This is a genomic window from Succinivibrio sp. (assembly GCF_045124615.1).
GTDB classification, from domain to species: domain Bacteria; phylum Pseudomonadota; class Gammaproteobacteria; order Enterobacterales; family Succinivibrionaceae; genus Succinivibrio; species Succinivibrio faecicola.
This window is the reverse complement of record NZ_JBGVMC010000359.1, coordinates 1-11,652: the sequence shown is the minus strand read 5'-3', so window position 1 is coordinate 11,652 and position 11,652 is coordinate 1. Positions and strand designations below refer to the sequence as shown.

The window sequence follows — 11,652 nt, the reverse complement described above, 5'->3', positions numbered from 1 at the left end:
TACTTCTTACCTTCTCTTTCTAAAGGAATATAAATTGAATCGCGGGTAGTACCTGGATGATCAGCAACAATAACTCTGTCTTCACCTAAAAGTCTGTTTGTTAAGGTAGACTTACCAACATTAGGCTTACCTACAATAGCGAATTTAATTGGCAGATCAGCAAAAGGTGTGGCATTTTCTTCAACTGCAGCTTCGCCTTTCTGTAGAGCTCTTACCTTTTCTTTGTGTGCAAACCAGTCATAACCGCCAGCCTGCATATCAACAGGAACATTTTCAAGGAACTGATAGCCTTCTTCCCAAGCTTTATACTCTTCTTCCTGAGCCTCTTTTTCCTTTTGCTCTAACTGCTCTGGAGTTAGATCACAATCAAGAGGACCATCCTCACGAAGAAGTGGAGCAATAACATCTTCAAGAACGTTGTTAACACCTCTGCCATGAGCTACAGCTGTAGGATAAACCTCGCCTAAGCCTAAAGCATAAAACTCAGCACCTGCTGTTTCTGGATCAAGGCCATCAACCTTGTTAGCAATAATCGCACATTTCTTTCCTGAACGGCGAATATAGTCAGCAACTGAGTAGTCACCTGGCAGAATACCAGCTCTTGCATCAAGCATGAAAAGAACAAGATCGCACTCATCAATGGCAAGAAGAGCCTGATTTGTCATCGAGGTTGTTACTTCTTCTGGCTGATTTTTTGCATCCTCAGCAATACCGCCAGTATCAATAAGAACGTACTCTCTACCTTCGTAAAGTGCTCGTCCGTATTTTCTATCACGGGTCAAACCAGGAAAATCTGCAACTAAAGCATCCCTAGTTTTAGTAAGTCTATTAAAAAATGTTGATTTACCCACATTAGGGCAACCTACTAAAGCTACTACCTTCATTGTATTCCTCACTTAGAGCCTGAAAAGAAAATACAGTTCTTTTAAAGCTTCATTAATCAACAAAAGCTCCTGCAAGTGCAGGAGCATCTTGATAAAGCAGAATAATAAATTATTCTACTTCAATAAATTCCTCATCGTCCTCGGACTTAACACCAGCACTAGGCATTAGACCGTAACCACTGAGTTCTTCACGCTGCTTCTTTTCATATTCAGCAACGCGCTTCTCATACTCAGCCTTCTGACGCTGATACTCTCGAATCTGAGCTTCAATTGCTCGCTCCTGAGCTTGAATTTGAGCTACTAACTTACGAGCCTCTTCACGACGCTGCTCGATAGCTTCACGAGTTGAAGTTCCGATTCCTAAATTCTCTGTCATTGCCTTTGATGCAATGAGTGCAGAGGTAATTCCACTTACCTTTTCAAGATCTGTAAATCTCTTCTTTGGCTGAACCATATCAATAGGATCATAACAGATCAGATCAACACTTCCGTCTGATGAATAAACAACAAGACAGTTTCCAACAATAAATGGAGCTACATAAATTGGTGATGATGATACTTTGATTTTTGAATCGATAACACCATCGTTTAGGTTCATGAAATATACATAACCTTCAAGATCACCTACTACAGCATAGTTTCCATATATTACAGGAGCTGTAACATTTCTGTATCCAAGCTGTGTATTAACCCATGCCTCAACGTTATCTGAACGTCTTACACAGTAAACATGACCATTATCGCCTGTCAGAACAAAATAATTGTCATCGTAGGCAATATCCTTTGATGAATGATATGAAAGTCTGCTTGTTACAGCCTGTTTCTCAAGAGAATATCTTACAAAGCCAGAATTATAGGCTGTTGTATACATCTCAGAGCCAATTAACAGTGGAGTTGATGATACATCAGACATTCTGTCTAAATCAGAACTTCCGTTGTTCTGACCAACACCTACCTGATTTAAAACAAAGCCGTCGATCTGACTTAGCATCATAACTCGGCCTGATGCTGTACCAATAACAACAAGCTCGTCACCAACTGCAACTGGTTTTGACTGACTTCTTAAATGAAGTGATTCTGATAAATCTCCAGACTCCCAAATCTTTGCTTTTGTACTCAGAGAATAAGCAGATAGTCTACCAACTGAATCCATAACAAAGATCTTATCACCTGATGCATTGAACACAGGGCTAGTTACGATTTCTGAACCAACAAAAGCTTTGTAGTATATTGAACCATCTTTACGATTCATGACATAAAGATAGCCATTCTCTGAACCTACAGCAATATACTTACCGCGAGTAGCTACGCCACCTGAAAGTCTTGCTGATCTCTTGTTATCATTCTCTTCTTCATCTGAAAGATCAATCTTCCAGCGCTTACTTCCATCCTTAACATTGATGGCATATATCTTTCCATCTCTTCCTGCAACATACATAACAGAATGAGAAACAACCGGTGTAAGCTGAGAGAAGAAATCATCAGATCCCTGTGTTGAATATGACCATACATTCAATGGTTCAAACACATTTTCAACTTCTGGAGATTCTACAGGCTCAAACAAATCCTTATTTGAGTTACAACCGGATATAACAAAGCATATTGCGGCAGTTAATGCTGCTGTTATAAGCTTGTTCTTGATCATAATGCCACCTTTGTTCGTTTTTTATTATTCTTATTATTTCTTAAATGTTGATGCAGAAGTTGCAATATCTTCAGCTAATGCACTTGCTCTTTGAAAAGCAGGTGTATCACCATCTTTACGAAGACTATCAGCTTTCATCTGCAATAGTGTATTAATTGCAATCTTTTTGCTCTCGCACTCATCGATTGCCTTCTTATATGAAGCAAGAGCAGCCTGCTTGTCACCCTTTGCAAGGTTGATATCACCCTCAAGTTCATATTTCTCAACTGCATAAGCATCAGAGTTAACAGAAGAAAGTTCAGCTGTTGCCTCATCAAACTTCTTAAGCTGAGTATATAAATGAGCCTTCATAATTGCTGCATTAGGAGCAATTAACTTTCCGCCGTTTTCCTTTGCAAAAGAAGCATTCTTTAAAGCCTCCTCATATTTGCCTTCAACAGCATTATTAGCAGCTAGCTCTAATGACAGTAAAGAACCATAAACATCCTTGTGCTCTGCTAAGAATGCCTCTACCTGAGCTTTTGCCTCTGTTGGCTTTAAAGCAAGCTTTGTCTTTAGTGCTGTTAATTCATAAGCATATGTCTGAGCTTTTTCAGTCTGATATGAATTGTAATACTTATAACCAACCATAGCAGATAATGCGATTGCGACACCTACTGTCAGTGAGAGCCAGTTTTCTGACCACCATTTGCGAACGACTTGCTCTCTCTCGTGATCATCTGTTAAAACATCCATTGTTTTTCCCTTACTTGTTGATAATTGATTTGATTATTTTAACACTTTCTTCAAGTGTATATTCTTTTTGCTCTGAATCCTTGTCAGACATATTCTTAATTGTAACAGTATTGTTAGCAATTTCACTCTCACCGATAATGACAGCTACCTTAGCACCTGACTTATCAGCTCTCTGGAACTGCTTTTTGAATTTACCGCCACCACAGTGGTTGAATACTCTTACATCTTCAAGAGCATCTCTTAAATATGAGCTTACCTGTAACTGACGAAGTTCGCAGCCTTCACCTGAACCTAAAACATAAACGTCAGCTGCTGAATCTGCCTTAACCTTCTGTAAAGTTTCAAGCAGTAAAACCAGTCTTTCCATACCAAGAGCAAAACCTACAGCCTTGGTTGGAGCTCCGCCTAACTGTTCAACTAGGGTATCATAACGGCCACCACCACATACTGTACCCTGTGCACCTAGTGCTGTGGTAACCCACTCAAAAACAGTCAGATTATAGTAATCAAGGCCTCTTACAAGACGATGATTGATTGTATATTTGATACCTAACTTATCAAGATATGATAATAAAGAATCAAAATGAGCCTTGGTCTCTTCACCAAAATAATCTGATAATTTTGGAGCACTCTTTAAAAGCTCTGCTACATTTTCATCTTTGGTATCTAAAACTCTTAATGGATTGGTATGAGTTCTTCTCTTGCAGTCCTCATCTAATTCATCAAAATGAGCTTCAAGGAAAGCTACTAAAGCTTTTTTGTACTCTGCTCTTTCCTCTGATGAACCTAAAGAGTTAATCTGAAGTTCAAGATCGTTCTCAATACCAAACTTCTTCCACAGTGAATATGTAAGAGCAATAATTTCAGCATCAATATCAGGACCTGTAAGACCAAATACCTCTACACCGGTCTGATGGAACTGACGATAACGGCCTTTTTGTGGGCGCTCATGTCTGAACATAGGGCCCATATACCATAATCTCTGTTCCTGGTTATAAATCATATTGTGTTCAATACATGCGCGAACACAGCCAGCTGTACCTTCAGGTCTTAAAGATAAATGCTCTTTTGATCTGTCCTCAAAAGAGTACATTTCCTTCTCAACTACATCAGTAACTTCACCAATAGCTCTGCAGAAAAGATTTGTCTTTTCAACGATTGGCATTCTTACTTCCTGATAGCCGTATGAAGTTAGAGTTGAACGAATAACTTTCTCTATCTTCTGCCATACTGATGTATTTTCAGGTAGCAGATCGTTCATACCTCTAATAGCCTGAACTGTTTGTGCCATTTTTTAATATTCCCTGTTTTTTACTTTACTCGAGCTCTAACTCGATCTTCAATAATTTGAACAGCCTGAGAACATGGGAATTTTCCCATCATCTCACCGTTTTCATAAATCAGACAATTTCCCTTAGCTCCACCACATACAGCAATATCTGCATGTTTTGCTTCACCAGGACCATTTACTACACATCCCATAACTGCGATTTTAATACTCTGACGAATGTCAGAAAGTCTTGATTCTAGCTCATTGACTGTAGCTACAACGTCAATTCCTCTTCTACCACATGTAGGACAGGCAACAATTTGTACACCTCGTGAACGAAGGTGTAAACTCTTTAAGATTGCCCAACCAACTTTAATTTCTTCAACCGGATCGGCTGCAAGAGAAACTCTTAAAGTATCACCAATGCCTTCTTGTAAAAGCTGGCCAATACCGATAGCTGATAATACAGTACCACCTGTCAGACCACCAGCCTCGGTAATTCCAAGATGCAATGGAGCATCAGTCTTTTTTGCAAGCTGTCTGTATGCAGCTACACACAGATTAAGTTCTGATGCCTTAACTGAAAAAGCATAATCAGTAAAATTATGTTCATCTAGTGTCTGTGCTGCTCTAAGTGCAGCCTCTACCATCGCATCAGGACAAGGTGAGCCGTACTTTTCTAAAAGATCCTTATCAAGAGAGCCGGCATTCACACCAACTCTGATAGGGAGGCCGTGATCTTTTGCAGCCTGACAGACCATTTCAATCTTTTCGTGTGAACCAATATTACCAGGATTGATTCTAAGTGCAGCAGCTCCCTTTTTAGCACATTCAATCGCAATTCTGTAATCAAAATGAATATCACTGACTACAGGGATATGAACCTGCTTTACAATTTGTTCAAAAGCATCAGCTGCTTCTAGTGTTGGTACTGTCACTCTAACGATGTCAGCACCAGCATTTTCCAAAGCTAAGATCTGATTTACTGTAGCATCAACGTCCATTGTATCTGTACATGTCATTGACTGTACTGAAATAGGAGCATCACCTCCAACTTTTACAGTACCTACAGTAATCTGTCTTGACTTTCTTCTCTGAATTTTAGGAGCCTGCCATTCCATAATTCATCTCTTACTGTTTAGGAAGCTCAAAATTAACCTGTTTTGCAGAAGGTACACTAACTCTTGCACCTACATACTTTACAGATATCTTTGATGAATCTGATACATAGATTCTAAGTGGAATTAAGCCTGCTGCAACAACTGTATCACCGGCTTTATAATTTCCCTGCTTTAGTGTTTTGCCATTACCAGTAATCTTCATGGCAACAGGGCCTGAAACTTTTACTGTTACGCTATTTACGCCTGCAAGAGGATCACGCTTTGTTGCCAGTCTTACAGAAGATGAAATATCTTTTGTAGATGCTGAAAGTTCTACCTTTAGCTCATGAGGCTCTTTTACTTTTTCATCTGCAGGTGCTTTCACCTCAGGTGTATCAGTTATCTGTGCTTTCTTAGTATCTTTTGCCTTAATACTTACAGTCTCTTCTTTCTTGTCATTTGAAACTGACTTGTTTGACTGCTGGGCATTAGTTGAACCTGTATCGATATCAACGCTCACTAGGGAGTTTGCATCTTCCTCATACTGCAGAGGAGCATCGTCTTCCTGAACAGGAGCATTCTTAACTGTAAGAGCAACAACCTCATTACCTGTATTTTCAGTTAGCTGTGGCTGATTCTTTCTCTTTATCAGTTCATTTGAGTTAAGTGTCTTATCCTGCTCTTTTGCAATCTGAGTGTTTAAATCAACGTTGTTTTCAGGTAATTCAACGATGTTTGTCTTCAGTTTTGAATTCTCTGTATCCATAACCAAAGCACCATTTTTCTCAAGTTCAGGAGTTACAGTATCCTCTATTACAAGAGCACCTGCACTCTTAGGAGCAGAACCTGAAAATGCAATATATGCAACGGAAACAGCCATTATTAAAGCGGCAGCTGATAATATGATTGCAACAACTTTCTTCCAGCTCTCTGTTTTTGCTGATTTATTTCTTGCAGCAACTTCCTTTGATTTCTCGATTGCACTTAAACGCACAGTCTCTTTATATAGATTTACAAGGTAAACCGGATCAAGATTGAGTAACTTTGCATAGTTTGCAATATGAGAACTTACAAAAGGAACAGCAGTTAACTGATTTAGTCTGTCATACTCAATATCTGCAACTGAATTAACTCTTAAATTTAGCTTGTGAGATACTGTATTTAATGACAAGCCTAATTTTTCTCTTGCATGCTTTAATATTGCACCTGCTCTTCTTGGAACGTCATCTTCAGCTAAAGATGTTCCCTCAGGCACAGCATCAGGATCTTCAATCATGCCAAAATCAGAAGATTCAAGTACATCCTGAGTATCTTCATTTGTATTGATATTATGTACTACTTCATCTGCACTAGCAGCTACCTGCTCGTTTGCTTCTTGTGAAGGTTCAACCACGTCATTTAAATTCTGACCTAAAGACTCCTCATTAGGTGTCTTTTCCATCTCGCTTAATGTTTCGTTTTTTGTTTCCATATAAGGCTCGGTTACCTCATGTTTTAATATGTTTTGATTTTTATAACGGTCCTGTCTGTTTCTTAAAGCTCTTAACTTTTTTGAACTCATGTTTTAGCCCTGATTAACCTTTGCTTCTATTTTTTTTCTTGCAAGCTTATCTTTTACCTGACCTGCAAGCTGTCCACATGCCGCAGAGATTTCATCTCCTCTGGTTGTTCTTTTTATTACAGTAAATCCAGCATCAAATAAAACCTTATAGAATTTATCAATTCTGGTATTTGATGGCTTTTTGTAATCACTGCATTCGTGCTCATTAAAAGGAATAAGATTAATTTTGCAAGGAATTGTTCTTAGCAGTTTTACAAGTTCATGTGCATTTTCAACACTGTCATTTACATGATCTAAAAGAACATATTCAATTGTTACACGACCACAATTAGCATTTGATTTGTCGATGTAATTTCTTACAGACTCCATTACTTTTGCTATAGGAAATTTCTTGTTGATAGGAACAAGTTCATTTCTAATTTCATCATTTGGAGCATGAAGTGATAAAGCTAATGCAACATCAAGTTTTCCTGCAATTGAATTTAGTACATTTGCAACGCCAGATGTTGATATAGTTACTCTTCTTTTTGATAATGCAAAAGAATAATCGCTTAAAAGAAGCTCTGTAACCTTAATTACGTTTTCAAGATTAAGTAATGGTTCACCCATACCCATCATTACAACGTTAGAAATTGGTTTTTGCTCCTGATTCTGACTGAATCCAACTCTTGTGGCAGCTCTGAAAACCTGACCTATAATTTCATTTACAGTAAGGTTTCTGTTAAAGCCCTGAGCACCGGTTCTACAGAATGAGCATTTTACAGGACAGCCTACTTGTGTAGAAATACAAAGAGTATTTCTGTCAGGCTCTGGAATTAAAACAGTTTCAACAAGCTGACCATCACCGATATCCAAAGCCCATTTGGTTGTTCCATCCGATGCAACCTGCTCTGATACAATTTCAGGTGCACTGATGGTGCACATTTCTTTTAGCTTTGCTCTGAGATCCTTATTGATATTGGTCATATCATCAAATTCTGTAACACCAAACTGATATATCCAACGCAATACCTGCTGTGATCGGAAAGATTTTTCTCCAATCGAAACAAAGAATTCTCCAAGTTCTTTTGGAGAAAGACTCATAAGGTTAATTTTCTCAGTCACTGTCTTATTCTCTTTTATTTGCACTCAAAATGAGAATTATATCATTTAATCATATTATTTTTTTCTAAAAACACTCTTCAAAGCTAAATTTTCCGAAAAATACTATCTTATTTCTGAGATGCGGATACAAATGGTGTATGTCTTTAAAAGTCAAATTTTGCATCTTATTTTTTCTTTAAAAAATGAAACATATTGCAATTTGATAATAAATAAAATTTTGTTGGTTCTTATCCTTTGCATATTTGAAAATTGAAACTATTCTCAATAGTAGATTGGTAAATAGACAGATTAGAGATATAAAGATGTTCAAGAATAATGACAAGCTAACTATCAATCCTATAAGGGTGCATCGCAATAAATTTATTGCGCAGATGCCTTTATGGGATCAGCTTTTGCATCAGTTTCATGAACTTCCAAAGGATAGACAAGATGAGATCCTGTATAGAATATACAGAAAACTGTTCATTGCAAACTCAAAGGAGCTGATAATTCAAGCAAAAGCTTAAATTTCCTTTAGAAGTTCATTGTGTTCTATAAGATGCTCGACAAAAGCAGGAACACTCACAGAAGCCTTTTCATACAGACCATAATGAAACTGTGTTGCCACATTAGATTTTTCAAGATTGAACTCTACACATGTGGCTCCACAGCTTTTTGCTACATGACAGAAACCTGCAGCAGGATAGACAACTCCTGAGGTTCCTATAGATAAAAACAGATCACATTGACAGAGCAGCTTCTCTATTTTTTCCATCTGATAAGGTATTTCACCAAACCAGACTATATCTGGTCTTAAAGACTTTTTACCACATACAGGACATACTGACTCAACAGATGAATTGTCAAAAAATTCCACTCTGCTCTGACAGCTTTCACACAAAATTGAATTAAGCTCACCGTGCATATGAATTATGTTTTCAGAGCCTGCCTTTTCATGCAGATCGTCTATATTCTGTGTAACTATACTAACAACACCGCCATATCTTTTTTGAATTTCACTTTGCAGTCTTGTAAGTGATAGATGAGCCTGATTTGGTGTTTTGCTCTTTATGCTCTGACGCATTTTGTTATAAAAATCGTGTACTTTTGTCTTATTTTTCAAAAAGCCATCATAGGTAGCTACGTCTTCAACGCGCTCATGCTCCCATAAACCTGTTTCAGATCTAAATACAGGAATGCCAGATTCTGCTGAAATTCCTGCACCTGTCAGTACAACGATATTTTTATACATAGGTTATGCTCTCAAATATGCTGCTATTCCTAGAATTGTTGATCCAGTTGGACCAGCTCCTAAAAATGGACTTGCATCAGGTAGATAAGCTGATGACAGATCAATATGAGTCCATGGAATTGTCTTTTCCACAAACTCTCTTAAGAAAGCTGCAGCAGCACTTGCTCCTGGCACACTGTCGCCATGACCTGAATTTGTCATATCAGCTCTTCTTGATGATAAAAATCTCTTATGCTCCTTGAACATTGGCAACTGCCAGTACATTTCCAGAGTTGCATCAAAAGCTTCCTGCATTTTTACATTCATCTTGTTATTAGGAGTCATAACACAGAATAAATCACGCCCAACAGCTACTTTTGCAGCACCTGTTAAAGTTGCCATATCAAGAATTTCTAATGCTCCATCTTTTTGAGCTCTTAGTAATCCATCAGCAAGAACCAGTCGTCCTTCAGCATCGGTATTATTTATTTCAACCTTGATGCCGTTTGGATATTCAACAATGTCACCAGGAAGCATGCCCTTACCTGATACCATATTCTCAGAACAGCAAAGATATAATCTTACATGCTTGTTTAAACCTTTACTGATTGCAAGATGAAGAGCACCTGCAAGATATACAGCTGCACTCTTATCTGTTCTCATAGTTTCCATATACTTATCAGGCTTTAGAGAATATCCACCTGTATCAAAGGTAATCCCCTTACCAACTAGAGCAATGTCAACCTGTGAATTAGCAGCCTGTTCATTTGGTGCATAATCAATAATACCAAGGCATGGTGAGTTATCTGATGCCAAACCTACAGCCTTTAATCCTGCAAGTGAATCAAACTCTTCTGAACTATTGTCTATCAGTGTCAGCTTTGTATATGCACTGTTTGATGCCGCTGTCTTTCTGATTAGTTCATATACAGTCTGAACAAGCTTTACAGGAGTGATATATTTTGAATCCAGATCTGCAATCTCTCTGTATGAACAGACAAGATTTACTCTGTTTTCAATTTCCTGAAGATCAAGATTATTCTTTTCAACAGCAACATAATAGTCATGTTTGCCATCATGAAGAGCCATCAGAAAATAAAACAGCTCTAATGATTTAAATGGAGCTACTGAAACTACAGAGAAATTATAGATATTGAGTTTTGCAATTACTCTTGCAGCCTTCTGATACCAGCGGAACTCTTTAGTATCTACATATACGGTATAACCATTCTCATTTGGAGTAAATTTTGCATCTTCCTCAAATGGAGCCTGAGCTTTACCTTCTTTTAGATTTATAACAACATTAAGAGAAGATAATGAATCTACTGACAGAAGTTTAAACATTTATTTCCTCACATTCCACATTGAACCTGATTCACGAAGCTTTGGTATCTTGTCATTAAGCTCATTTACAACTGTATCTATCTGCTCTTTTGTTGTAAATCTACCAAATGAAAGACGGATAGATGCTCTTGCCATTTCATCTGAAAGACCAATAGCCTTTAGAATATATGATGGTTTTAAATTACTTGATGAGCAGGCTGATCCTGTTGATGCTGCAATAGCACTTAATGTAGGAAGCAACATATGACCATCAATGTTTTCAAAGCTTATTGAGAGAATATTTGGCAGATTATTCTCAGACTGATTAATCTTTAATCCTTCAAGATCCCTAATACCATCAATCAGTCTTGCTCTTAAGAGTTTAAAACGCTCATGATCAGTCCTGCCCTCTTTTTTAAGAATTTCAAAAGCTTGTCCTAATCCTACAACTTCATGAGTAGGAACAGTACCGCCTCTTAATCCCTTTTCCTGACCACCACCATATATCTGAGCAAATAAAGGTACATTTGATGAGCGCTTTACATACAGAGCACCGACTCCTTTTGGACCGCAAACCTTTTCACAGGTTAATGTAACCATGTCAATATCACTGTTGTCATAATCCATCTTAAGGTAGCCAATACTCTGAGCGGTATCAGAATGGAAGAACACTCCCTTTTTATGACAAACAGATGCAATTTCATGAATATCGCTTATCGCACCTAATACAGAATTTGCCTGAGCAATAGTTACTAGGAAGGTTTCATCTGTAATTGCCGCATCTACCATCTGACTTGTAATTACACCATCAGATCTTGGA

General features: G+C 37.9%; 11 protein-coding genes. 1 reads left to right on the top strand and 10 read right to left on the bottom strand.

Annotated features, from left to right (window positions below; all coding sequences use genetic code 11):
* The 7 genes from ACJML3_RS09570 to rlmN all read right to left on the bottom strand — a co-directional run.
* A partial coding sequence (locus ACJML3_RS09570) for a GTPase (RefSeq protein ID WP_406022719.1) occupies positions 1–884 on the bottom strand: 884 nt, incomplete at its 3' end.
* A gap of 109 nt (positions 885–993) precedes the next feature.
* Positions 994–2,529, bottom strand: a complete 1,536-nt coding sequence (locus ACJML3_RS09565; protein WP_406022717.1) for a PQQ-binding-like beta-propeller repeat protein — start codon at positions 2,527–2,529, stop codon at positions 994–996.
* A 33-nt stretch (positions 2,530–2,562) separates the two neighbouring features.
* Positions 2,563–3,264 carry a YfgM family protein gene (locus ACJML3_RS09560; RefSeq protein WP_406022715.1) on the bottom strand — a complete coding sequence of 234 codons (702 nt, stop codon included), beginning with the start codon at positions 3,262–3,264 and terminating at the stop codon, positions 2,563–2,565.
* 10 nt (positions 3,265–3,274) lie between these two features.
* Positions 3,275–4,555: a histidine--tRNA ligase gene (hisS, locus tag ACJML3_RS09555; protein ID WP_406022713.1), complete on the bottom strand. Its 1,281-nt coding sequence runs from the start codon at positions 4,553–4,555 to the stop codon at positions 3,275–3,277.
* 20 nt (positions 4,556–4,575) lie between these two features.
* The gene (gene ispG / locus ACJML3_RS09550; protein WP_406022711.1) at positions 4,576–5,655 is read right to left on the bottom strand and encodes a flavodoxin-dependent (E)-4-hydroxy-3-methylbut-2-enyl-diphosphate synthase; all 1,080 of its coding nucleotides are present in this window, start codon (positions 5,653–5,655) and stop codon (positions 4,576–4,578) included.
* Between the two features lie 10 nt (positions 5,656–5,665).
* A complete protein-coding gene (locus ACJML3_RS09545; RefSeq protein ID WP_406022709.1) occupies positions 5,666–7,195 on the bottom strand; it encodes a helix-turn-helix domain-containing protein in 1,530 nt (509 codons plus the stop codon).
* Between the two features lie 3 nt (positions 7,196–7,198).
* Entirely contained in the window at positions 7,199–8,299 is a 1,101-nt protein-coding gene (rlmN, locus tag ACJML3_RS09540; protein WP_406022707.1) for a 23S rRNA (adenine(2503)-C(2))-methyltransferase RlmN, read from the bottom strand.
* Between the two features lie 302 nt (positions 8,300–8,601).
* On the opposite strand from rlmN, the gene ACJML3_RS09535 reads away from it, so the two are divergent.
* Complete coding sequence (locus ACJML3_RS09535) at positions 8,602–8,805, top strand: hypothetical protein (RefSeq protein WP_406022705.1); 204 nt, start codon at positions 8,602–8,604, stop codon at positions 8,803–8,805.
* Here the strand turns inward: ACJML3_RS09535 and ACJML3_RS09530 are convergent.
* From ACJML3_RS09530 to ACJML3_RS09520, 3 genes are all read right to left on the bottom strand, one after another.
* Positions 8,802–9,530 (bottom strand): NAD-dependent deacylase, encoded by a 729-nt coding sequence (locus tag ACJML3_RS09530; protein ID WP_406022703.1) that lies wholly within the window; start codon positions 9,528–9,530, stop codon positions 8,802–8,804. The two genes, ACJML3_RS09535 and ACJML3_RS09530, sit on opposite strands and share 4 nt — an antisense overlap.
* A 3-nt stretch (positions 9,531–9,533) precedes the next feature.
* Positions 9,534–10,853, bottom strand: a complete 1,320-nt coding sequence (locus ACJML3_RS09525) for an aminopeptidase PepB (RefSeq protein WP_406022701.1) — start codon at positions 10,851–10,853, stop codon at positions 9,534–9,536.
* On the bottom strand, positions 10,854–11,652 hold a 799-nt coding region (locus ACJML3_RS09520), incomplete at its 5' end, for a cysteine desulfurase family protein (RefSeq protein ID WP_406022699.1).